Annotated in this window: 17 protein-coding genes; 7 read left to right on the top strand and 10 right to left on the bottom strand. The window is 72.7% G+C overall.

Annotation, left to right across the window (positions count from 1 at the left end):
• Positions 1-8: 8 nt before the first annotated feature.
• The 6 genes from AB0R04_RS16890 to AB0R04_RS16915 all read right to left on the bottom strand — a co-directional run bounded on the left by AB0R04_RS16890 (position 9) and on the right by AB0R04_RS16915 (position 8,501).
• Positions 9-1,040 carry a PadR family transcriptional regulator gene (locus AB0R04_RS16890; RefSeq protein ID WP_363371810.1) on the bottom strand — a complete coding sequence of 344 codons (1,032 nt, stop codon included), beginning with the start codon at positions 1,038-1,040 and terminating at the stop codon, positions 9-11.
• 1 nt (position 1,041) lies between these two features.
• On the bottom strand, positions 1,042-1,950 hold the full coding sequence (locus tag AB0R04_RS16895) for a DUF4097 family beta strand repeat-containing protein (RefSeq protein ID WP_363371813.1): 909 nt from the start codon (positions 1,948-1,950) through the stop codon (positions 1,042-1,044).
• 225 nt (positions 1,951-2,175) lie between these two features.
• Positions 2,176-2,355, bottom strand: coding sequence for a DUF6104 family protein (locus tag AB0R04_RS16900; protein ID WP_063347844.1), 180 nt, complete (start codon positions 2,353-2,355; stop codon positions 2,176-2,178).
• A gap of 126 nt (positions 2,356-2,481) precedes the next feature.
• Complete coding sequence (locus tag AB0R04_RS16905) at positions 2,482-6,258, bottom strand: multifunctional oxoglutarate decarboxylase/oxoglutarate dehydrogenase thiamine pyrophosphate-binding subunit/dihydrolipoyllysine-residue succinyltransferase subunit (RefSeq protein WP_363371816.1); 3,777 nt, start codon at positions 6,256-6,258, stop codon at positions 2,482-2,484.
• A gap of 282 nt (positions 6,259-6,540) precedes the next feature.
• Positions 6,541-7,671: a HAMP domain-containing sensor histidine kinase gene (locus tag AB0R04_RS16910; RefSeq protein WP_063347842.1), complete on the bottom strand. Its 1,131-nt coding sequence runs from the start codon at positions 7,669-7,671 to the stop codon at positions 6,541-6,543.
• A 92-nt stretch (positions 7,672-7,763) separates the two neighbouring features.
• Positions 7,764-8,501: a response regulator transcription factor gene (locus AB0R04_RS16915; RefSeq protein ID WP_063351140.1), complete on the bottom strand. Its 738-nt coding sequence runs from the start codon at positions 8,499-8,501 to the stop codon at positions 7,764-7,766.
• Positions 8,502-9,063: 562 nt separating this feature from the next.
• Here AB0R04_RS16915 and AB0R04_RS16920 point away from each other — a divergent pair.
• From AB0R04_RS16920 to AB0R04_RS16935, 4 genes are all read left to right on the top strand, one after another.
• Entirely contained in the window at positions 9,064-9,861 is a 798-nt protein-coding gene (locus AB0R04_RS16920) for a rhomboid-like protein (protein WP_363371819.1), read from the top strand.
• Between the two features lie 168 nt (positions 9,862-10,029).
• Positions 10,030-12,426: an endopeptidase La gene (gene lon / locus AB0R04_RS16925; protein WP_363371822.1), complete on the top strand. Its 2,397-nt coding sequence runs from the start codon at positions 10,030-10,032 to the stop codon at positions 12,424-12,426.
• 67 nt (positions 12,427-12,493) lie between these two features.
• Entirely contained in the window at positions 12,494-13,036 is a 543-nt protein-coding gene (locus AB0R04_RS16930; protein WP_363371824.1) for a GtrA family protein, read from the top strand.
• An 18-nt stretch (positions 13,037-13,054) separates the two neighbouring features.
• Positions 13,055-14,275: an ROK family transcriptional regulator gene (locus AB0R04_RS16935; protein WP_363371827.1), complete on the top strand. Its 1,221-nt coding sequence runs from the start codon at positions 13,055-13,057 to the stop codon at positions 14,273-14,275.
• A 70-nt stretch (positions 14,276-14,345) separates the two neighbouring features.
• On the opposite strand, the gene AB0R04_RS16940 is transcribed toward AB0R04_RS16935, so the two are convergent.
• Complete coding sequence (locus AB0R04_RS16940) at positions 14,346-15,398, bottom strand: ABC transporter permease (RefSeq protein ID WP_363371830.1); 1,053 nt, start codon at positions 15,396-15,398, stop codon at positions 14,346-14,348.
• Positions 15,399-15,510: 112 nt separating this feature from the next.
• On the opposite strand from AB0R04_RS16940, the gene AB0R04_RS16945 reads away from it, so the two are divergent.
• Together AB0R04_RS16945 and AB0R04_RS16950 are read left to right on the top strand one after the other, a co-directional pair.
• On the top strand, positions 15,511-15,960 hold the full coding sequence (locus AB0R04_RS16945; RefSeq protein ID WP_363371833.1) for a MarR family transcriptional regulator: 450 nt from the start codon (positions 15,511-15,513) through the stop codon (positions 15,958-15,960).
• 204 nt (positions 15,961-16,164) lie between these two features.
• Complete coding sequence (locus AB0R04_RS16950; RefSeq protein WP_363371836.1) at positions 16,165-17,712, top strand: MDR family MFS transporter; 1,548 nt, start codon at positions 16,165-16,167, stop codon at positions 17,710-17,712.
• 128 nt (positions 17,713-17,840) lie between these two features.
• On the opposite strand, the gene AB0R04_RS16955 is transcribed toward AB0R04_RS16950, so the two are convergent.
• The gene (locus tag AB0R04_RS16955) at positions 17,841-18,089 is read right to left on the bottom strand and encodes a hypothetical protein (RefSeq protein WP_063347835.1); all 249 of its coding nucleotides are present in this window, start codon (positions 18,087-18,089) and stop codon (positions 17,841-17,843) included.
• A 26-nt stretch (positions 18,090-18,115) separates the two neighbouring features.
• On the bottom strand, positions 18,116-19,300 hold the full coding sequence (locus AB0R04_RS16960; protein WP_063347834.1) for an inorganic phosphate transporter: 1,185 nt from the start codon (positions 19,298-19,300) through the stop codon (positions 18,116-18,118).
• A 333-nt stretch (positions 19,301-19,633) separates the two neighbouring features.
• Here AB0R04_RS16960 and AB0R04_RS16965 point away from each other — a divergent pair, with 333 nt between their 5' ends.
• Positions 19,634-21,259 (top strand): NlpC/P60 family protein, encoded by a 1,626-nt coding sequence (locus AB0R04_RS16965; RefSeq protein ID WP_363371839.1) that lies wholly within the window; start codon positions 19,634-19,636, stop codon positions 21,257-21,259.
• 70 nt (positions 21,260-21,329) lie between these two features.
• On the opposite strand, the gene AB0R04_RS16970 is transcribed toward AB0R04_RS16965, so the two are convergent.
• Positions 21,330-23,615 (bottom strand): FdhF/YdeP family oxidoreductase, encoded by a 2,286-nt coding sequence (locus tag AB0R04_RS16970; RefSeq protein ID WP_363371842.1) that lies wholly within the window; start codon positions 23,613-23,615, stop codon positions 21,330-21,332.
• Positions 23,616-23,694: the final 79 nt, after the last annotated feature.

A 23,694-nucleotide genomic window follows, 5' to 3' on the forward strand; every position in this document is an offset into this window, starting at 1 on the left:
CCTGCCGGTCAGCCGAGCAGGCGCTTCAGCCGCTCGCCGGCCGCGCCCAGCACCGAGCGGGCCTCGGCCAGCTTGTCGTTGCTCACGCCGCCGTCCCGGGCCGCGTCGCGGACCTGGTCGCGGAAGCGGTCGAGCAGCCGCTCCAGTTCGCGGGCCGGGTCGCCGGCCGGGTCGGTCCGCGCCCACGGCGGCAGGTCGGCCGGGGCGGTCGGCGTGGTCGGCTCGTCCTTGTCCAGGTCGATCCGGGTGACGGTGACCTCCTCGGCCGACCCGTCGGCCGGCTGGCCCCAGCGGGCCGCGTCGGCCAGCCCGGACAGGCCCTTGGTCAGCTCGGCCAGGCCCTCGGCCAGGCCGGTCGGCCAGTCGCCCTTCGCGGCGTGCTCGCGCACCTGCTGCTCGACCCGGCGCTTGATCCGCAGCGCCTCCTGCTGCGCGGCCGTCCGCGAGGCCTTGGCCTGCTCGCGCAGCCTGCGGGCCTCCTCCTCGGCGGCCTTCGCCTTGGCCTTGGCGGCCTTCTCCTGCTCCCGGGCGCGCTTGGCCTGGTCCTTGGCCTGCCGCTTGAACTGGGCGAACTCCTCCTTGGCGCGCTGCCAGGACTCGTTGTCGCCCCACGGGCCGGACCACGGGTCCCCGCCCTCGGCGCGGTCCGGCCGGGGGGCCTGCCGGGCGGCCTGCCACAGCTCCTCACGCAGGTCCTTGGCGCTGTCCCGGACGTCCTCGCGGATCGCCCCGGCCAACTGCGCCACGGAGTCGTGGATCTCCACTTCCAGGTCGTCCAACTCGCCCTGGCGGGCTTCCAGTTCGGCACGCCCGGCGTCGGTCAGCCGGTAGACCTTGCGGCCGCCCTCGGTGCTGTGGGTGACCAGGCCCTCCTGCTCCAGCTTGGCGAGCCGGGGGTAGACCGTCCCGGCGGAGGGCGCGTACAGGCCCTGGAAGCGCTCCTCCAGCAGGCGGATCACCTCGTAGCCGTGCCGCGGGGCCTCGTCGAGCAGCTTCAGCAGGTAGAGCCGGAGCCGGCCGTGGCCGAACACGGGCGTCATCTCACGCCTCCTTGGTGAGGTCGGGCTTGCCGAGTCCGGCCGGGAGCTCCTTGACGACCACCGGCGACTCGTCCTCGGGGTCGGGGCGGCGCAGCACGGTGACGCCGCCGGAGACGGTGGTCACGGCGAGGCTGCCCCGGCCGTCGCCGAGCTGGCCGGACAGGCGCTTGGCGCCCCAGCTGCCGCTGAGCTTGAGGCCGTCGAAGGTGCTGGAGATGTCGCCGCTGGTGGAGCCGGCCTCGACCTTGGCGTCGGCCAGCGAGGGGATCCGGATGACGACCGGGCCGCTGACGGTGGTGACCTTGATGTCGGCCGGGCTGGCGACGTCGAGGTCCAGGGTGACGGCGCCGGTGACGGCGTTGGCCTGGATCCGGTCGGCGGTGCCGGCGACGACGGTGAGCTGGCCGGAGACGGTGTTGACCTTGAGCTGGCCGGCCACCGACTGGGCGTCGACGTCGCCGGTGACGGTGTTGGCCTCGGTGCGGCCGGTCAGGCCGACCAGGGTGGCGTCGCCGCTGGCGCTCTGCACCGAGACGTGCCCGGTGATCCCGGAGACGGTGGCGTCGGCCGAGACGGTGCCGACCTTGACCTCGGCGTCGGCCGGGACGGTCAGGGTGACGCCGGCGACGCGCTTGCGCTTGAAGGAGCTGAAGAAGCCCTTGACCGCGTCGACCGACTTGAGCCGGTCGCCGAACTCGCCCCAGCTGTTGATGTCCTTGTAGGTGACCGTCAGGACGCCGTCCACCAGGGTCACGTGCAGCGGCTCGCCCTGGAGCTCGGTGACCTCCAGGCGGGCCGGGCCCTCGGCCGCCACCACGTTCACCGTGCCCTCGATGATCCGCACGTGCAGCGCCCGGACCGTCTCGTCGATGGTGATCCTCTCGGGTCCCTCGACCGTCCACTGGCTCATCTCTGCCGCCTCCCGTTGCCGATCGCGATGTATCGCGTTCTCTTTTAAAGACGATATATCGCGTGACGCGCAAGTCAAGCGTGCCGTCCCGGATCCCGTCCCGGAGCCGCCCCGGAGCGGCCCCCGAGGCGTCCCCTACGGGCGGGCGCGGATACGCGGGGGGCCCGGCAGGCGATCGCCTACCGGGCCCCTCATCAGCGGTTCAGTGCAACGGCACCGCACCGGTCACTCGTCGTCCTCGTCGTCGAGCCGGGCCAGCCAGGTGGCCAGCCGCTCGACGGGGATCTCGAAGTCCGGGTTGAGGTCGACGAACTCGCGCAGTCGCTCGGCCAGCCACTCGAAGGTGACCTCCTCGTCGCCGCGCCGGTTCTGCAGCTCCTCGATGCCGCGGTCGGTGAAGTACACGGGTTCACTCCGGTCCGATGGGGATTGACCTGGTCAGGATAGTCGGGGACGCCCGCGGCCCCCGTCTCCCAGGGGAGGACGGGGGCCGCGGGCGTCGGTGCTCCAGCGCTTCGGGGCCTCAGGGCCTCAGAGCGAGTAGACCTCTTCGATCAGCGCCTGCTGCTCGGCGGCGTGCCGCTTGGCCGAGCCGACCGCCGGGGACGAGGCCGTCGTGCGGGCGACGCGGCGCAGCCGCGAGCCGTTGGCGCTGCGGCCGACGACGACCTGGAGGTGGTCGACCAGGTTCATCGCGATGAACGGCCAGGCGCCCTGGTTGTCCGGCTCCTCCTGCGCCCAGACGAACTGGACGTCGTCGCCGTAGCGGGCGAGCTCCTCCTGGAGCTCGGCCACCGGCAGCGGGTAGAGCCGCTCGACCCGGACGATCGCGGTGTCGGTGACGCCGCGCTCGGTGCGGGCCGCCGCCAGGTCGTAGTAGAACTTGCCGGCGGTGATGACGACCTTGCGCACCTGCGCCGGGTCGACGGTGTTGTCACCGATGACCGGGCGGAAGGAGCCGGACAGGAACTCCTCGGTCGCACTCGCCGCGGCCTTGAGACGCAGCATCGACTTCGGGGTGAAGACGACCAGCGGCTTGTGGTGCGGGTTGTGCGCCTGCCAGCGCAGCAGGTGGAAGTAGTTCGACGGCAGGGTCGGCATGGCGACCGTCATGTTGTTCTGCGCGCACAGCTGCAGGAAGCGCTCCGGGCGGGCGGACGAGTGGTCCGGGCCCTGGCCCTCGTAGCCGTGCGGCAGCAGCAGGGTGACGCCCGAGTGCTGGCCCCACTTCTGCTCGGCGGAGGCGATGTACTCGTCCACCACGGTCTGCGCGCCGTTGACGAAGTCGCCGAACTGCGCCTCCCACATGACCAGCGAGTTCGGGCGGGTCAGCGAGTAGCCGTACTCGAAGCCCATCGCCGCGTACTCCGACAGCAGGCTGTCGTAGACGGTGTAGCGGGCCTGGTCCTCGGTGAGGTACTGCAGCGGGGTGTAGTCCTCGCCGGTGTTGCGGTCGATCAGGACGGCGTGCCGCTGGCCGAAGGTGCCGCGGCGGCTGTCCTGGCCGGCCAGGCGGACCGGGTGGCCCTCCATGAGCAGCGAGCCGATGGCGAGGGTCTCGCCCGTCGCCCAGTCGATGGTGTTGTCCTCGACGGAGGCGGCGCGGCGCTGGAGCTGCGGCAGCAGGCGCGGGTGGACGGTCAGCCAGTCCGGCAGGTTGACCTGCGAGGCGGCGATCCGCTTGACCATCTCCTGGGAGATGCCGGTCTGGATGTTGACCGGGAAGTCGGCGACCGGCTTGCCGGCGATGGCCGGGGCGGGGGTCTGGGCGGCGTCGCGGACCTCGGCGAAGACCTTCTCCAGCTGGCCCTGGAAGTCCTGGAGCGCCTGCTCCGCCTCTTCCATGGTGATGTCGCCGCGACCGATCAGGCCCTCGGTGTACAGCTTGCGCACCGAGCGCTTCTTGTCGATCAGGTCGTACATCAGCGGCTGGGTGAACGACGGGTTGTCGGCCTCGTTGTGACCGCGGCGGCGGTAGCAGATGAGGTCGATCACGACGTCCTTGTGGAACGTCTGGCGGAACTCGAAGGCGAGCCGCGCGACGCGGACCACGGCCTCCGGGTCGTCGCCGTTGACGTGGAAGATCGGGGCCTCGATCATCCGGGCCACGTCGGTGCAGTACATCGAGGAGCGCGAGGACGCCGGGGCGGCGGTGAAGCCGACCTGGTTGTTGACCACCAGGTGGATCGTGCCGCCGGTGCGGTAGCCGCGCAGCTGCGACATGTTCAGGGTCTCCGCGACGACGCCCTGGCCGGCGAAGGCCGCGTCGCCGTGGATCTGGATCGGCAGCACCGGGAAGGTGGTGCCGCCCTGGTCCAGGATGTCCTGCTTGGCGCGGGCGATGCCCTCGACGACCGGGTCGACCGTCTCCAGGTGGGAGGGGTTCGCGGCGAGCGAGACCTTGATGGTCTCGCCGTCCAGGCCGGTGAAGGTGCCCTCGGAGCCGAGGTGGTACTTCACGTCGCCGGAGCCGTGCATCGACTTCGGGTCGAGGTTGCCCTCGAACTCGCCGAAGATCTTGCCGTACGGCTTGCCGACGATGTTGGCCAGCACGTTCAGGCGGCCGCGGTGGGCCATACCGATGACGGCCTCGTCGAGGCGGTGCTCGGCGGCGGCGTCGATGGTGGCGTCCAGCAGCGGGATGAGCGACTCGCCGCCCTCCAGCGAGAAGCGCTTCTGCCCGACGTACTTGGTCTGCAGGAAGGTCTCGAAGGCCTCGGCCGAGTTCAGCCGGCGCAGGATGCGCAGCTGCTCCTCGCGCTCGGGCTTGGAGTACGGCTTCTCCAGGCGCTCCTGCAGCCACTTGCGCTGCTTCGGGTCCTGGATGTGCATGTACTCGACGCCGACGGTGCGGCAGTACGTGTTGCGCAGCAGGCCGAGGATGTCGCGGAGCTTCATCATCTTCTGGCCGCCGAAGCCGCCGACCGCGAACTCGCGCTCCAGGTCCCACAGGGTGAGGCCGTGGGTGGTGACGTCCAGGTCGGGGTGCTTGCGCTGCTTGTACTCCAGCGGGTCCGTGTCGGCCATCAGGTGGCCGCGCACACGGTACGCGTGGATCAGCTCCATGACGCGGGCGGTCTTGTTGACCTCGTCGTCGTGGGTGGTGGCGACGTCGGTGGCCCAGCGGACCGGCTCGTACGGGATCCGCAGCGACTCGAAGATCTCGTCGTAGAAGCCCTTCTCGCCGAGGAGGAGGCGGTGGATCTCGCGCAGGAACTCGCCGGACGCCGCGCCCTGGATGACGCGGTGGTCGTAGGTCGAGGTCAGCGTCATGATCTTGGAGACGCCCAGGCGGGACAGGGTCTCCGGGGCGGAGCCCTGGAACTCGGCCGGGTACTCCATGGCGCCGACGCCGACGATGGTGCCCTGGTTCTGCATCAGGCGCGGCACGGAGTGCACGGTGCCGATGCCGCCGGGGTTGGTCAGCGAGACCGTGACGCCGGTGAAGTCGTCCATGGTCAGCTTGTTGGCGCGGGCCCGGCGGACGATGTCCTCGTAGGCCTGCCAGAAGCCGAAGAAGTCGAGGGTCTCGGCCTTCTTGATGGCCGCGACGACGAGCTGGCGGTCGCCGTTCGGCTTGACCAGGTCGATGGCCAGGCCGAGGTTGACGTGCTCGGGCTTGACCAGGAAGGCCTTGCCGTTCTCCACCTTGTAGCTGTAGTTCATGCCCGGGGCGGCCTTGATGGCCTGGACCAGGGCGTAGCCGATCAGGTGGGTGAAGGAGACCTTGCCGCCGCGGGCGCGCTGCAGGTGGTTGTTGATGACGATGCGGTTGTCGATCAACAGCTTCGCGGGCACCGCGCGGACCGAGGTCGCGGTCGGCACCTCCAGCGAGGCGTCCATGTTGGTGGCGACGGCCTTGGCCGGGCCGCGCAGCTGGATCAGCTCGGGGCCGGCGGGCGCATCCGCCGCGGCGGCGGCCGGAGCGGCCGCAGGGGCCGGGGCGGCGGCCTTGGGGGCCGGGGCCGGAGCCGGGGGCGCGACGGGAGCTGCGGCGAGCGGCGCGGGGGCCGGCGCCGGAGCGGCCGGGGCGGCCGGTGCGGCGGGGGCGGTCGCGGCCGGAGCAGCAGCAGCGGGCGCGGGGGCAGCGGCAGGGGTCGGCGTGGGGCCGGCCTGGGTCGCGGCCTGGGTCACTGGGGTCACCTCGGTACCGGGCTTGTAGTCGGCGAAAAAGTCCCACCAGGCTCGGTCGACCGAGTTCGGGTCCTGGAGGTACTGCTGGTAGATCTCATCGACGAGCCACTCATTGGGACCGAAGCCAGTGGAGCTAGCCGAGCTATTGGGGGTTTCAGGGGACTGTGGCGACACGGCGGCAACCGCCCTCTTCCGCTTCCTTTTGGGATGTTTGGACAGCGGGGATTAAGGCTACGCCCCTGACCAGTGATCGCGCAGTCCCCGGGCCCCAGGCGTCGCCCAGATCACAGTCCTGACCTGCAGTTTGGCTGAAAATGTGCGTTAGAAAGCCGTATCTGAGGGGAAGCGATCGCGCCCACCCATAGGGCATATCCGGGCAAAACCGGACAAAGGTGCATGTAGATCATCCAATGATCTTCGTGTACGTCTGTATCGCTTCTGTGACACATCCGACCCTCAGCGCTGCCCCGGCAGCCGGACCTCGATCCGGCAGCCGCGCGGCGACTCGGCGACCGCGATCCGACCGCCGTGCAGGTCCACCGCCCAGCGGGCGATGGCCAGGCCGAGGCCGGTGCCGCCGTCCGAGCCGGGCCCCTGGGCGGTCGCGGTGCCGCTGCGGCTGAACCGCTCGAACACCCGGCCGCGGTCGGCCGGCGGGATGCCCGGGCCCTCGTCCTCGACCTCCAGCAGCAGGCCGCCGGGCCCGCCGTCGGGCCGCGCGCGCACCGTCACGGTGCCGCCGGGCGGGGAGTGCTTGCAGGCGTTGTCGACCAGGTTGGCGACCACCTGGTGGAGCCGTTCCGGGTCCGCCACGCCGGTCAGCCCGGTCGGGCTGACCTCCAGCGCCAGCCGGACGTCGCCGCGCCGGGAGAACGCCCCGCCGGCCGTCGCGCCGTCCACGGTGACCCCGCGCAGCACGCCGTCCAGGAACTCGCGCACCTCGAAGGGGCGGGCGTCCAGGTCGACCACGCCGTCGTCGATCTTGGAGAGGTCCAGCAGGTGGGTGACCAGGCGGCCGAGCCGCTCGGTCTGCTCCAGGGCGGCCCCCAGGGTCGCCGGATTGGGCTGGACGACGCCGTCCACCACGTTCTCCAGCACGGCGCGCAGCGCGGCGATGGGCGTGCGCAGCTCGTGCGAGACGTTGGCGACCAGCTCGCGGCGGTGCCGGTCGGCGGCCCCCAGGTCGGCGGCCATCTGGTTGAAGGTGGTCGCCAGCTCGCCGATCTCGTCGCGCGAGTTCACCTCGACCCGGCGGCTGTAGTCGCCGGAGGCCATCGCGCGGGCGGCGGCCGTCATCTCGCGCAGGGGGGCGGTCAGCCCGTGCGCGAGGAACTGCATGAAGAGCAGCGAGGCGATCATGGAGAAGACCATGATGATCCGGATCTGGGTCTCGGACCGGATCGCCACGACCACCATGCCGGTGGCCAGGAAGACGGAGACGATCACCAGCAGGGCGAGCTTGCCCTTGATCGAGCGGACCGGGTCGAGCGGCCTGATGTCGGCCCAGACCCGGCGGGCGGCGCGGGCGGCCAGCGTCTGCGACCGCGTGCCGCCGGTGTCCCCGTTGCGTTGCTGTGGAAAGGTCATTGGTCCCCTGTGATCCCCGCGTACGTCCCCCGCGTGGTGCGCGGCAGTTCGGGACACGGGCCCCCCGGAGGCCCGTCGCCCGAGGCTCGCCGCTAGGAGAGCGGGGCCTCCAGCGCGTACCCGACGCCGTGGACGGTACGGATCCAGCTCGCGCCGATCTTGCGACGCAGCGCCTTGACGTGGCTGTCCACGGTGCGGGTGCCGGACGCGTCCGTCCAGTCCCAGACCTCGGCCAGCAGCTGCTCGCGGGTCAGCACGGCGCGCGGCTGCGCGGCCAGGCAGGCGAGCAGGTCGAACTCGGTGGGCGTCAGGTGGACGTCGCCCGAGGCGAGCCGGACCCGGCGCTGCACGTGGTCGATCTCCAGCTCGCCGAAGCGCAGCGAGCCGAGCGCGGGCGTGCGGGCCGCCTGCTGGGCGCGCTCGACGCGGCGCAGCAGCACGTTGACCCGGGCGGCCAGTTCGCGCATCGAGAACGGTTTGGTCATGTAGTCGTCGGCGCCCACGCCAAGGCCGACCAGCAGGTCCGTCTCGTCGTCGCGCGCGGTCAGCATCAGCACCGGCACCGGGCGCTGCGCCTGGATCCGGCGGCACACCTCAAGGCCGTCGAAGCCGGGCAGCATGATGTCGAGGACCACCAGGTCCGGCTGCCAGGTGTGGAAGCCGTCGACCGCGCCCGGCCCGTCGTGGGCCACGGCGACCTTGAAGCCCTCCGCGCCCAGCCGGGCCGCGATCGACTCCGCGATCGTCGGCTCGTCCTCCACCACCAGCACTCTGCGTTGGCTGCTCACCGTGCCGCCGCTGTGGTTGTTGTCCTGCTGAAGTTCTGTCACGGTCACGCCACCGCCCCCAGGGCTGCGGGCCGGCCACCTGTGGGGATGGCGGGCTCCGCTCGTAGTCTTGTTCCGTCGTGGACTGTGCCGGGTCCGCCGTCCCGTCGTGCGTGCGGGTCGGCGGGCGGATTGTCGCCCGCCCACTTCTCCCGCGCACTTCGCAGCGTACGGACAGCGGATGCCTCCCGGCAGGTGGACCGGACGTTTCCGGCCCGTGGGCCGGCTGTCGGGCCGCCCTCGGAGCCCACTGCACGAGTGGGCACGGGCCGATACCTTACCCGGCGATTTTTCTCTGCGTAACGGTACGTATGCAGTCGAGTTGACGCCAAGTCGCCGGTCAGAGCCCCTGTCGGTGCGCCCGCCGGAAGAAGGTCTGGACCAATATCAGGAATCCGGTCGACCGGTTTCCTGACGGTCTTCACCGGCTTTTCTCAGATGCCTCTCAGAACCTCGACGTAACGTGGCCACGACAACGCCCCGCAGGGCGGGATCCGCGGCGCGCGCCGGTACGTTGGGCACCTGGTGAGGGGCCGGTGGCTGCCGGCGTGGAGCGGAGGGCGGCATGGCTGGACTGCGGCGAGGTGCCGGACGGGTCGGGGCGTCGCCCGCCGGCCCGCCGTACGGCATGCTCCGGCACGGTCTGCGCACCGGCGTCGTCGAGTGGCTGCTGGCGCGGGTGCCGACACCCCGGCGAAACCCCTTCACCCTCGGCTATCTCGCCGTGGTGGGCGCCACCACGACCTTTGCCAAACTCGCCGATCCGGAACTCGTGCAGCGGCTGCAGGAGGCCTCCAGTTCCGACGGCCACAACCTCCTGCAGCACCCCCTGCGCGCGCTGCTGCTCAGCGGTTTCTGGGTGGCCGGCGAGGTGTGGATGCCCTACCTGTGGGGATTCGCCGTCACCCTCGCGCCGCTGGAGCGCCGGATCGGTCCCGCCCGGGCGGCGGCGGTCTTCGCGATCGGGCACGTCACGGCCACGCTGCTGTCCCAGGGTGTGGTGATCACCGCGGTGGAGACCGGGCGGATGGAGACCGCGGCGCTGGACTACCTGGACATCGGCGTCAGCTACGGCGTGCTCACCTGCCTGGGTGCGGTGGCCGGGCTGCTGCCGTGGCGCGGGCGGCTGGTCGCGCTCGGCGGCGCCGGGCTGCTGATCGCCGAGCAGATCCTCACCGAGCGGGACCTGGTCACCGCCGTGGGGCACCCGGCCGCGGTGCTCACCGGGGTGGCGCTGTGGCGCTGGCTGCGCCGGGCCCAGGCCCGCCGTCCGCGGCCGAGGCCGCGGGCGCGGCGGGTCGAGGCGCCGGCCGCGGGCTCCTCGCCCGCGCCGGGCGGCGCTCCGGTCCTGGACGTGCGCTGACCCCTCCGGGTGCCGCTCCCGCGTGCTTTTGACGGCACTTCCCGCGCCCTCCCCCCGTTCGCTCCGCACCCCCTCCCTGTTCGCTCACGGCGAACACCGCCCCGGGAACATCCGGCGCGCGCCAGGCCTTAGTCAGGTCGACTCAACTTCACTGACTGGGGAGAGATCATGGCATCGACGTCCACACCGCTCACCCTGCCCGTGCTGCCGCTCGACGACGAGGTCGTCCTGCCGGGCATGGTCGTCCCGCTGGACCTCAAGGACACCGAGGTGCGCGCCGCGGTCGAGGCCGCCCGCGCGGCGGCCACCGGCACCGGCAAGCCGCAGGTCCTGCTGGTCCCGCGGGTGGACGGCTCGTACGCGGCGGTCGGCACCCTGGCCGCCGTCGAACAGGTCGGGCGGCTGGCCGACGGGGAGCCGGCCGCGCTGGTGCGCGCCGTGCGCCGGGTCCGCATCGGGGCCGGCACCACCGGCCCCGGCGCCGCCCTCTGGGTGGAGACCACGCCCTTCCGGGAGTCCTCGGTGGACACCCCGGTGGCCGGCCGGGCCGCCGAGCTGGTCAAGGAGTACAAGGCGCTGTCCACCCAGTGGCTGCGCAGGCGCGGCGCCTGGCAGATCGTCGACCGGGTGGCCCAGATCGAGGGCGTCGGCGAGCTCGCCGACAACATCGGCTACGCGCCCTTCGCCACCGCCGAGCAGAAGCTCAAGGTGCTGCTGGAGGCCGACCAGGCCGCCCGCCTGGAGTACGCGCTGACCCTGCTGCGCGACCACCTCGCCGAGGAGGAGGTCAACGACACCATCCGCAAGGACGTCGAGGAGGGCGTGGCGAAGCAGCAGAAGGAGTTCCTGCTCCGCCGCCAGCTGGAGGCCGTCCGCAAGGAACTGGCCGAGCTCAACGGCGACCCGGCCGACGAGGAGGGCGACTACCGCGCCCGGGTCGAGGCCGCCGACCTGCCCGAGAAGGTCCGCGACGCGGCCCTCAAGGAGGTGGACAAGCTGGAGCGGGCCTCCGAGCAGTCCCCCGAGGGCCCCTGGATCCGCACCTGGCTGGACACCGTCCTGGAGCTGCCCTGGAACGAGCGCACCGAGGACGCGTACGACATCGCCGGCGCCCGCGCCGTGCTGGACGCCGACCACGCCGGCCTCGCCGACGTGAAGGACCGCATCGTCGAGTACCTCGCGGTGCGCAAGCGCCGGGCCGACCAGGGGCTCGGGCTGGTCGGCGGCCGGCGCGGAGGCGCGGTGCTGGCGCTGGTCGGTCCGCCCGGCGTCGGCAAGACCTCGCTCGGCGAGAGCGTGGCCCGCGCCATGGGCCGCACCTTCGTCCGGGTCGCGCTCGGCGGCGTCCGGGACGAGGCCGAGATCCGCGGCCACCGGCGCACCTACGTCGGCGCGCAGCCCGGCCGGCTCGTGCGGGCGATCAAGGAGGCCGGCTCGATGAACCCGGTCGTCCTGCTCGACGAGATCGACAAGGTCGGCTCCGACTACCGGGGCGACCCGGCCGCCGCCCTGCTGGAGGTGCTGGACCCGGCGCAGAACCACACCTTCCGGGACCACTACCTGGAGGTCGAGCTCGACCTCTCGGACGTCGTCTTCCTCGCCACCGCCAACGTGCTGGAGGCCATCCCCGAGGCGCTGCTCGACCGGATGGAGCTCGTCCGCCTCGACGGCTACACCGAGGACGAGAAGGTCGTCATCGCCCGCGACCACCTGCTCCCGCGCCAGCGCGAGAAGGCCGGACTGGGCGGCGGGCAGGTCAGCGTCGACGAGGCGGCGCTGCGCCGACTGGCCGGGGAGTACACCCGGGAGGCCGGCGTGCGGAACCTGGAGCGCTCGATCGCCCGGGTGCTGCGCAGGATCGCCGCCCAGGCCGAGCTCGGCGAGCGCGAACTGCCCGCCGCGATCGGCCCGGACGAGCTGCGCGCCCTGATCGGCCGGCCCCACCACGTGCCGGAGGCCGCCCAGGCGCCGGCCGAGCGGCGCACCGCCGTCCCCGGCGTGGCCACCGGCCTCGCCGTGACCGGCGCCGGCGGCGACGTCCTCTACATCGAGGCCTCGCTCGCCGACGCCGAGACCGGCGGCACCGGGCTCACCCTCACCGGGCAGCTGGGCGACGTGATGAAGGAGTCCGCGCACATCGCGCTCTCCTACCTGCGCTCGCGCGGCGCCGAACTGGAGCTGCCGGTCACCTCGCTGCGCGACCGCGGCGTGCACCTGCACGTCCCCGCCGGGGCCGTCCCCAAGGACGGGCCGAGCGCCGGCATCACCATGACCACGGCGCTCGCCTCGCTGCTGTCCGGCCGCAAGGTGCGCACCGACCTGGCGATGACCGGCGAGGTGTCGCTGACCGGGCGGGTGCTGCCGATCGGCGGGGTGAAGCAGAAGCTGCTCGCCGCCGACCGGGCCGGCGTCACCACGGTGATCATCCCCAAGCGCAACGAGGCCGACCTGGACGACGTCCCGGCCGAGGTGCTGGAGCGGCTCACCGTGCACCCGGTGGCGGACGTGCGGGAGGTGCTGGAGCTGGCCCTGGAGCCGGCCAAGGTCCTGGCCGCGGCGGCCTGACCCGGCCGCGCCGGGTCGGCGGGAGGATCGACGGGAGGACGGCGTCTGCGCGTGCCACACTGCGGAGATGCCGTCCCCCACGCAGCGCGCCCTGGCCCGGGTGCCGGCCCGGCTGCGTCCGTTCCTGGTGCGGCACCGCAGGCTGGTGAAATTCCTGCTGGTCGGCGGCGCCTGCTTCGTGCTCACCACGGTGACCGACTTCGAGCTGAAGTTCACCGTGCTGGAGCACAAGCCGGTGGTCGCGCTGACGGTCGCGACCGTGCTCTCGACCGTCGTCTCCTACGTGCTCAACCGTCGCTGGGCCTTCCGGACGGCCGGGCACCCACGTGAGGCACTGCTGTTCTTCCTGGTCAGCGCCATGGCGATCGCCGTCAACGACCTGCCGCTGGCACTCTCCCGCTACGCCCTGGACCTGCGCGAGCCGTACGTCGGCCCGTTCGTCCAGGAGACCGCGGACTTCCTCAGCGGGATGGTCGTCGGCACCTTCGCCGCGATGCTGTTCCGCTTCTGGGCGATGCAGCGGTGGGTCTTCACCCGGCCCGCCGAACGGGCGCACCCGGGGTACGAACCCGGTTACGCTGCACCCGAGATGCCACGGGATGCCCCATAAGGCCGTGAGGTGAGGGTTATGCGCGGGGAACCGGACGCGGTTCGGAGCGGGCCCGCCAGCCAGCAGGGGATGCGCCGGGCCAACCTGGCCCTGGTGCTCGGGGTGATCGCGCGCGCCCCGCGCTCCCGGGCCGAGGTGGCCGCCGAGACCGGGCTGACCAGGGCCGCCGTCTCCTCGCTCGCCGAACAGCTGATCGCCGGCGGCCTGGTCGTCGAGGAGGGCCCGGCCGCTCCCAGCGGCAAGGTCGGCCGCCCCGGCACCGCGCTCGGGCTCAACCCGCTCGGGCCCGGCGGCCTCGGCGCCGAGATCGGCGTGGAGCACCTCGGCGCCTGCGTGGTCGACCTGAGCGGCGAGGTCCGGACCTGGCGCCGCCGCGAGGTCCGCAACCGGGGCCGCCGGCCCGCCGCGGTCATGGCCGACCTCGCCGAACTGCTGCACGCGGCCGTCGCCGAGGCGGGCCTGCGCCCGGCCGGGCTGACCCTGGCCGTCCCCGGGCTGGTCGGCACCTCCGGCGGGGTGCTCCAGCGGGCCGCCAACCTGGGCTGGCGGGACGTCCCGCTGGCGGCCGAACTGCGCCCGGCGCTGCGGGCGGCCGGCGCGGCCGAACTGGCCGAGCTGCCGGTCGAGGCGGACAACGAGGCCAACCTGGGCGGGCTGGCCGAACGGTGGCTGGGCGGCGGGCCGGAGGACTTCCTGTACGTCTCGGCCGAGGCCGGCGTCGGGGCGGCGATCGTGGTCGGCGGGCGGCTGCTGCGCGGGGCGCGCGGCTACGCGGGCGAGTTCGGCCACGTACCGGTCCACCCGGACGGCCACCGCTGCGCCTGCGGCGCGCACGGCTGCCTGGAGCAGTACGCGGGGGAGGCGGCCGTGCTGCGGGCGGCCGGGCCGGCGGGCGCGCGGGGCGACTGGGTGACGCTGCTCGCCGGGCGGGCCGAGGCCGGGGACGAGCCGACCCTCGCGGTGCTGGCCGGGGCCGGTTCGGCGCTGGGCATCGCGGCCGCCGGGGCGGTCAACCTACTGGACCCGGCCGAGGTGGTGCTGGGCGGCGGCTACGCCCGGCTGGCGCCCTGGCTGCTGCCGGCGATGCGGGCCGAGCTGGCCGCCCGGGTGACGGTGCGGCCCTGGTCGGACGAGCGGCTGACGGTGTCCCGGCTGGGCCGGCGCGGGCCGCTGCTGGGCGCCGCGGTGGGTGTGGTGCGGGCGGTCGTCGCGGACCCGGGCCGGCTCGCCGGCGGCTGACCTCCCGGCCCGGGACGCACCCGAGCCCCCGGCCGGGCGGCCGGGGGCTCGGGCGCAGGAACGCGGGGGATCAGGCCTCGGAGGACGCCTCGGCGGCGACGATCTCGCGGCCGCCGGAGCGCGGGCCGCGCAGCACGGCCAGGTAGGCGACGCCGATGCCGATCAGCGCCCAGACCACCAGGACCACGATCGGCATGCCCAGGTTGGTGGAGCCGAAGTAGGCGATCGACTTGGTGGCACTGGTCCCGGCGCCGTTCGGGATCAGCGAGCCGATGGCCCGCCAGAACGGCGGCATCATCGGTGCCGGGTAGACGCCGCCGGCGCTCGGGTTGCCCAGCACCACGAAGATCAGCACCGCGACGCCGATGCCGATGACGTCGAACAGGCACTGCAGCGCCATGGTGAACGCGCCGACCGTGAACACCACCAGGGCGCCGATGCCGGTCAGGGCCAGGATCGAGCCGGGCAGCGCGTCCAGCACCGGTCCGGCGATGATCGTGCCGCCGAGGCCCGCGCCGACCGAGTACAGCGCCAGCACGCCGAGGCGGATCAGCAGGCGGTGGACGTTGGCGGGCTTGGAGCCGGCGCTGATGCCGAGGATCGAGGCGACCAGGTAGCCGCCGACGCACCAGCCGATGACCAGGTAGAACGCGGAGAGGCCGTTGGTGTCGCCCTTGGCGAGCGGCACGACGTCCTCGACCTTGACGGTGCGCCCCTGGGCCTTGTCCAGCGCGGTGGTGACGGACTCGGCGGCCTTGGCGGCGGAGGTGCCGCGGGCGCCGCCGACCAGCAGGGTGTCCTCGGTGCCGGTCGGGTTCACGACCAGCGCGGCGTAGATCTTCTGGTCCTTGATCTGCTGGGTGGCCGTCTCGGCGTCCGGGGCGGTGACGGCCTTGACGGCGTCGTCCGGCACGGATTCCAGCGCCTGGACCAGCTTGGGGGCGACCTGCGGCGGGGCGACCACCGCGATCGACAGCTCGTGCGGGGCCGGGTGGTGCAGCGCCCCGACGTACGAGGTGATGAAGCCGAGCTGCAGCAGCAGCACGCCGATCACGAGCAGTGCCGCACGCGGTGTGACCGCGCCCTTCAGTTCAGCGACGAAACCCTGCCCCGGGGCGGCCATCCACATCTCCTTGTGTATTGGGGGAAAACGGATACTTCATACCATGAACTAGTTAGCTTGTCGCACCCCACGCGCCGCCTTCCAGCCAGTGTGGCTGCGGGATACTGGCGCGGTGAGTGACGAGGAATCCCTGCTGGCGGTGGAGCGCGAGGTCGCGCTGATGTTCCGGCGGGGCCGGGCCCGAGTGGCGGAGCTCTCACGCCGGGTGCACCCCGAGCTGGAGGGGATGGCGTACAGCATGCTCGGCTACATCGAGCAGGCCGGGCGGGTGCGGGTGACGGACGTCGGCGTGCACTTCGCGGTCGGCAAGGCCACGGTGAGCCGGCAGATCCGGGCACTGGAGGAGCTGGGCCTGGTGGCCCGGGAGACGGATCCGCTGGACCGCCGGGCCGCGCTGGTCTCGCTGACCGAGGACGGGCGGCGGCGCTACCTGGTGGCCCGGGACGTCCGGATGCGGCGGGTGCGGGAGCTGCTGGGCAGCTGGTCGCCGGAGGACGTGGACCGCTTCGCGGTGCTGCTGCACCGCTTCAACGACGTGATCGGGGAGCCGCCGGCGGAGTGACCGGGGGTCGGGGCCCGGGGCGGGGGTCGGGTCCACGGTGGCTGGATCCAGGTCTGGGTCTGCGGCGGCTGGGGCGCGGCCTTTACTTGGGCTTGAAGAAAGTTGCCTTAGTCAACCATCGAGCCTATGGTTGCGTAAGGCAACGAAATTTCCCTGCCCGCGCACCCCCCACTCCCCGCTCACTCCTCCCGCCGAAGGACCCAGATGACCGTCACAGCCGAGGCGACCGTCGGAGCCGCCGTCGACGATCAACCGATGACCCACCGGCAGGTGATGGAGGCGCTGTCCGGCCTGCTGCTCGGCCTCTTCGTGGCCGTGCTCTCGTCGACCGTCGTCTCCAATGCCCTGCCGCACATCCTCACCGACCTGCACGGCGGCCAGTCCGCCTACACCTGGGTGATCACCGCGGCCCTGCTGACCCTGACCGCCTCCACCCCGATCTGGGGCAAGCTCTCCGACCTCGTCAGCAAGAAGCTGCTGCTCCAGATAGCCCTGCTGATCTACATCGCCACCTCCGCCCTGGCCGGCCTCTCCCAGAACACCGCCGAGCTGATCGCCTGCCGCGCCCTCCAGGGCATCGGTGCCGGCGGTGTGGTCGCGCTGGGCCAGATCTGCCTGGCCGCGATGGTCCCGCCGCGCGAGCGCGGCCGTTACAGCGGCTACTTCGGCGCGGTCTTCGCGCTGGCCACCATCGGCGGACCGCTGATCGGTGGCGTCATCGTGGACACCTCGTGGCTGGGCTGGCGCTGGTGCTTCTACGTCGGCATCCCGTTCGCGCTGGCCGCGATCCTGGTGGTGCAGCGCACCCTCAAGCTGCCGGTGGTCAAGCGCAAGGCGAAGATCGACTACCTGGGCGCGCTGGTCATCACCGGCGCCGTCAGCCTGCTGATGATCTGGATCACGCTGGCCGGCACGAACTACGACTGGCTGTCCTGGCAGACCGCCGCGATGGTCGGCGGCGGCCTGCTGCTGGGCGCCCTCGCCGTGGTGATCGAGCGCCGCGCGGCCGAGCCGATCATCCCGCCGGACCTCTTCAAGTACCGCACCGTCACCCTGGCCGCGGTGGCCAGCGTGCTGGTCGGCGTCGGGATGTACGGCGCGACCACCTTCCTCAGCCAGTACTTCCAGCTGGCCCGCGCCAAGTCCCCGACCATGGCCGGCCTGATGACCCTGCCGATGATCCTCGGACTGGCGCTCGCCTCCACCATCGCCGGCCGGCTGATCACCAAGTACGGCAAGTGGAAGGCCTACCTGGTCGCCGGCACGGCGCTGCTCGCGATCGGCTTCGGCCTGCTCGCCACCGCCCGCGCCGACACCGACTACAAGCTGCTCTGCGTCTACATGGCGATCACCGGCATCGGCCTCGGCCTGACCAGCCAGAACCTGGTGCTCGCGGTGCAGAACACGGTGCCGCGCCACGAGCTCGGCGCGGCCAGCTCCGTGGTGACGTTCTTCCGCACCATGGGCGGCGCGATGGGCGTCTCCGCGCTCGGCGCGCTGATGAACAGCAAGGTGACCCACTACCTCGCGGAGAACCTGGCCGCCGCGCACATCCCGGCCGCGAGCGCGGCCGGCGGCGGGGGCATCCCGGACCTGCACAAGCTGCCCGCCCCGATCGTCCCGCTGGTGACGGACGCGTTCGGGCACGGCGTCGGCACCGTCTTCCTGTGGGCCGCGCCGTTCGCGGCGCTGGCCTTCGTCACGGTGCTGTTCATCCGGGAGACCGCGCTGAAGACCAGCCAGCAGGGCTGACTCCGGGCGGGGATGCGCGAACGGGCCGGGGAGTGTGGATCACACTCCCCGGCCCGTTCGGTTCGTCCCGCGCGCGGACGGCGGGAACCGTCGGCCACGCGCTACGGCGCGGCGATCAGGACCACGCGCTACGGCGCGGCGATCAGGACCAGGCCGTAGACGACGGCCGCGGCGCAGAGGCCGAAGCAGGCGTAGGCGCCGGCCAGGGCCAGCCGGCCGCCGCCCGGCTCCTGGGCGGCCTCGCCCTCGCGGGCGCTCAGCGCGGCCTCGCGGCGGGACAGGGCCAGGATGCCGAGTGCGAAGACGGAGACCACGGCGACGGTGATGCCGAAGCTGGCACCGGCGGTCTGGGCCAGGGCGTTCCACTTGATGTGCATGGCGGGTGCTCCTCAGCCTGCGGCGCTCAGGCCGCGACCGTGGTCGAGGCGGGGGTGGGGGCGTTCGCGGGGGCGGCGGTGGCGGGGACCTCCACCGGGGTGACGTCGTTGACGTCGTTGACGTTGTCCGCGCTGATCGGCTGGCGGCGGGAGATCAGCCACATCGCGCCGGAGCCGGCCACCAGCACGGCGCCCACCAGGACGATGCCCCAGGTGCCCTGGCGGACCAGCAGCGCGGCGCCGCCCGAGACCAGCGCGGCGGCCGGCAGGGTCAGCGCCCAGGTGTAGACCATGCGGCGCACCAGGCTCCAGCGCAGCTCGGCCTTCGGGCCGCCGAGGCCGGCGCCCATGATGCCGCCGGAGCAGACCTGGGTGGTGGAGAGGCCGAAGCCCATGTGCGAGGAGGTCAGGATGACGGTCGCGGCGGCCGACTCGGAGGCGAAGCCCTGTGGCGCCTTGATGTCGGCGAGGCCCTTGCCCATCGAGCGGATGATCCGCCAGCCGCCCATGTAGGTGCCGAGCGCGATCGCGGCGCCCGCGGAGATGATCACCCAGGTGGGCGGCAGCGCGCCGTGCGGCAGGGCGCCGACCGACACCAGGGTCAGGGTGATGATGCCCATCGTCTTCTGGGCGTCGTTGGTGCCGTGCGCGAGCGAGATCAGCGAGGACGAGAAGATCTGGCCGGTCTTGAAGCCCTTGGTGGCGGTGGTCTCGTTGCCCTTGCGGGTGATCGCGTAGGCCAGCTTGGTGGCGCCCCAGGAGGCCAGGCCGGCGACCAGCGGGGAGGCGATCGCCGGGATCAGGATCTTGGAGAGGACGGTGTCGAAGTTGACGCCGTTCATGCCGACACCGACGACGGTGGCGCCGATCAGGCCGCCGTACAGCGCGTGCGAGGAACTGGACGGCAGGCCGCGCAGCCAGGTCAGCAGGTTCCAGAGGATCGCGCCCGCCAGCGCGGCGAAGATGATCTCGGGGTGGATGCCGCTCTTCTCGTTGACGATGCCGCCGGAGATGGTGGTGGCGACCTTCACGGACAGGAACGCGCCCGCGAAGTTGAGGACGGCCGCGATGGTGACCGCGACCTTCGGCCGGAGGGCTCCCGTCGCGATGGAGGTGGCCATCGCATTGGCGGTGTCGTGGAACCCGTTGGTGAAGTCGAAGGCGAGCGCCGTGATGATCACAACGGCTACCAGGAACGAGATGTGTTCCATACCCAAACAATCGTCGTAGTTGTCGCACGGACGTTGGTGTCGTCGCGACCGTAGGTCTGTTTGGTAAACGGAAGGTGAACTGAGCCGGGAATCGTGGTTCCGCTGGTGTCCCGGTGGTGTCCGGAAGCTTTCGGAAGGGTGTCGGCGGTCGCGCTGAGCTGGACATTAGCGAAGTTCGCCCCGGTTCGCTCCGGTTTGCTGAGAGCTGTCTCACAGATCAACCCAGAATTAACCTCCCAGTCCGGATGCGCCCTGTTTCCGGTGAGTAACCCGTGGGAGGATCTGCGGGATCCGGGGACGCCGGTGACAGGCTGGGGCGGGGAGGACCAACCCATGGGTGGGGCTGCACAGCGCACTGAAACGGCAGTCGTACGGCCCTGGCTGCGGGCGGCACTGCGCTGCGGAGCCGCCCTCGCGGCCGCCGCGCTCGCCCTCCCGCTCGCCGCGCAGGCCGCGTACGCCGCCCCCGACCCGGGCGCCTCGATCACCGCGGCCAGCCCGGACGGCGACCCGCTCGCCGCCGCCAAGGCCACCCTCGGCCCGCTGCTCGACCAGCTGCACACGCTCTACCAGAGCGCCGAGACCGCCACCGAGCAGTACAACGGCGCCGTCGCCAAGGTCGCCGAGCAGCAGGCCGCGCTCACCGACCTCCAGGGCCGGCTGGACCGCCAGCAGAAGCAGGTCGACGCCGGCACCGACATCGCCTCCCAGCTCGCCGCCGCCCAGTACCGCAACGGCGCCGCCTCCGCCTACGCCGAACTGCTGCTCTCCAAGGACCCGTACGAGGCCGTCACCATCGCGGAACTGCTCACCGCCGCCAGCCGCTCGCAGTCCGAGTTCCTGGACCGGCTGAAGACCGACCGCGAGGCCCTCGCCGGCCTGACGAAGCAGACCGAGGACGCGCTCAAGACCTCCCAGACGCTGGTCACCCAGCAGGACGCCGCCAAGGCCAAGGTCGCCACCGACCTCGCCTCCGTCGAGCAGCTGGTCTCCTCGCTCACCGGCGCCCAGCGCACCGAACTGGAGAAGCTGGAGAAGGCCAAGGCCGACGAGGCCCAGCTCACCTTCCTCGCCTCCGGCGCCCTCGGCAAGGGCGAGCGCACCCCGTCGGCGGCCGGCCGCACCGCCGTCGCCTTCGCGCTCGCCCAGCTCAACAAGCCGTACCTGTGGGGCGGCGCGGGGCCGGACTCCTTCGACTGCTCGGGCCTCACCTCGCAGGCCTGGCTGCACGCCGGGCTGCCGATCCCGCGCACCAGCCAGGAGCAGTGGGCCCAGCTCCCGCACATCGCGCTGAACCAGCTGCGCCCCGGCGACCTGGTCATCTACTTCGAGGGCGCCACGCACGTCGCGATGTACATCGGCGGCGGGCTGGTCGTCCAGGCACCCCGGCCGGGCGCCGTCATCAAGGTGTCGCCGATCGGCTCGATGCCGATCCTCGGGGCGGTGCGGCCCGACCCGTCCGGCGCGGCGGACGAGGCCGGCGGCAGCTGGAAGGTGCCAGACCTGCCCGCCGGCTGGGACACCGTCACCCCGATCGCGCCCAGCCCGGCCAACCAGGTCCCGACCGCCCCGGCCCCCGGCACACCCGCCAACCCGCCGGCCACCCCGGGCACGCCGTCCACCACCCCGGGCACGCCCGCGGACACCGGCACCGGCACGCCGTCCGGCACCGGGACCGGAACGCCCACCGACCCGGGGACGCCGTCCGGCACCGGCACCACCGCCCCCGGCACGTCCACGCCCACGCCGACCCCGACCGGGACGGGCACGCCGACCCCGACCGGGACGGGCACCCCGACGCCGACCGGCACAGGTCCGGCGACGCCCGCGCCGACCGGCACCGGCACCGGTACCGGCACCCCGGGTTCCACCGGCACCGCGGCCTCCACCACCACCGGCTCGGCGAGCGCCGGGGCCCCGGGCAGCGCCACCGCGACACTGCCGCTCGGCACCAACTAGGTCCGGACAGGGCCTGAGCCATGACGAAGGCCGCCCGGCGTCCACGGACACCGGGCGGCCTTCGCGTGCGTCACACCGGGGCGCCGGTGTCCGGCTCGAAGCGGACGACCACGGCCTTGGAGGTCGGCGTGTTGCTGATGTCGGCGGTGGAGTCCAGCGGGACGAGCACGTTGGTCTCCGGGTAGTAGGCCGCCGCGCCGCCGCGGGCCACCGGGTAGTGGACCACCCGGAAGTGCGGGGCGCGCCGCTCGACGCCGTCCCGCCACTCGCTCACCAGGTCGACGAAGGCGCCCTCGGCCAGGCCCAGTTCGGCGGCGTCGGCCGGGTTGACCAGGACCACCCGGCGGCCGCCCTTGATGCCCCGGTAGCGGTCGTCCAGGCCGTAGATGGTGGTGTTGTACTGGTCGTGCGAGCGCAGCGTCTGCAACAGCAGGCGGCCCGGCGGGACCTCGGGGGCGGTGAGCGGGTTGACGGTGAAGTTGGCCTTCCCGGTCGCGGTGGGGAAGGTCCGGGAGTCGCGCGGGCCGTGCGGCAGGGTGAAGCCGCCGGGGCGGCGGACCTTCTCGTTGTAGTCCTCGAAGCCGGGGACGACCCGGGCGATCCGGTCCCGCAGGGTGTCGTAGTCGGCGGCGAAGTCCTCCCACGGCACGGTGTCCCCGGGGCCGAGGACGCTGCGGGCGAGCCGGCAGACGATCGCGGTCTCGGAGAGCAGGCCCGGGGCGGGCGGGCGCAGGCCGCCGCGCGAGGAGTGCACCTGGCCCATCGAGTCCTCGACGCTGACGAACTGGGCGCCGGCGCCGCTGACGTCCCGGTCGGTGCGGCCCAGGGTGGGCAGGATCAGTGCGCGGGCGCCGGTGACCACGTGCGAGCGGTTGAGCTTGGTGGAGACGTGCACGGTCAGCCGGCAGCGGCGCATCGCCGCCTCGGTGACGTCGGTGTCCGGGGTGGCCGCGACGAAGTTGCCGCCCATCGCGAAGAACACCCCGATCCGGCCGTCGCGCATCGCCCGGATGGTGTCCACCGAGTCGAGGCCGTGCGCGCGCGGCGGCTCGAAGCCGAACTCCTTGCCGAGCGCGTCCAGGAAGGCCGTCGAGGGCCGCTCGAAGATGCCCATCGTCCGGTCGCCCTGGACGTTGCTGTGCCCGCGCACCGGGCAGACCCCGGCGCCCGGGCGGCCGACGTTGCCGCGCAGCAGCAGGAAGTTGACCACCTCGCGGATGGTCGGGACGGCGTGCTTGTGCTGGGTGAGGCCCATCGCCCAGCAGACGATGATCTTCCGGGAGCCCAGCACCAGCCGGCCGAGCTCCTCGATCTGCTCCCACGGCAGGCCGGTCGCGGCGAGCACCTCGGCGCGGTCGGTCGTGCCCGCCTGCGCCTCGAACTCCTCGAAGCCGTGGCAGTGTTCGGTGACGAAGGCGCGGTCGACGCCGTCCTGCTCCAGGATCATCCGGTTGAGCGCGCGGAACAGCGCCAGGTCCCCGCCGAGGCGGATCTGCAGGAACAGGTCGGTCAGCTTGGTGCCGTGGCCGACCAGGCCGCGCGCGTGCTGCGGGTTCTTGAAGCGCTCCAGGCCGGCCTCCGGCAGCGGGTTCACGCTCACGATGGTGGCGCCGGCCCGCTTGGCGCGCTCCAGCGCGGAGAGCATCCGGGGGTGGTTGGTGCCCGGGTTCTGGCCGGCCACGATGATCAGGTCGGCCTGGTAGAGGTCCTTGAGGCTGACGCTGCCCTTGCCGACGCCGAGCGTCTCGGTGAGCGCCGAGCCGGACGACTCGTGGCACATGTTGGAGCAGTCCGGCAGGTTGTTGGTGCCCAGCCGGCGGGCGAACAGCTGGTACGCGAAGGCGGCCTCGTTGCTGGTCCGCCCGGAGGTGTAGAAGGCGGCGCCGTCCGGGGTGTCCAGGGCGCGCAGTTCCTCGGCGATCAGCGCGAAGGCGTCGTCCCAGGAGACCGGCGTGTAGTGGGTGGCGCCCTCGTCGAGCAGCATCGGCTGGGTGAGGCGGCCCTGCTGGCCCAGCCAGTAGCCGGAGCGCTCGGCCAGCTCGGCGACCGGGTGGGCGGCGAAGAACTCGGCGCGGATCCGGCGCTCGGTGGCCTCCTCGGCCACGGCCTTGGCGCCGTTCTCGCAGAACTCCGCCGTGTGCGTCTTGCCCGGCTCCGGCCAGGCGCAGCCGGGGCAGTCGAAGCCGTCCGGCTGGTTGACCTTGCGCAGCGTGGCGAGGGTGCGCAGGGGGCCCATCTGCTCGGCGGCCATCCGCAGGCTGTGGCCGACCGCGGGCAGCCCGGCCGCCGCGTGCTGGGGCGCGGACACCTCGGGGGCGTCCTGCGCCGGGTCGCTCTGCGGGGCCTGCTTGGCCATGACCGCTTCTCCTCGGCTCTGCTCGTCCGGCGGCCGTGACACCGGGGTGACACCGGGCCCGCCGGGCCCGCCGCTTCGG

Origin of the sequence: Kitasatospora sp. NPDC056731 (genome assembly GCF_040687675.1) — a bacterium.
Lineage (GTDB): Bacteria > Actinomycetota > Actinomycetes > Streptomycetales > Streptomycetaceae > Kitasatospora.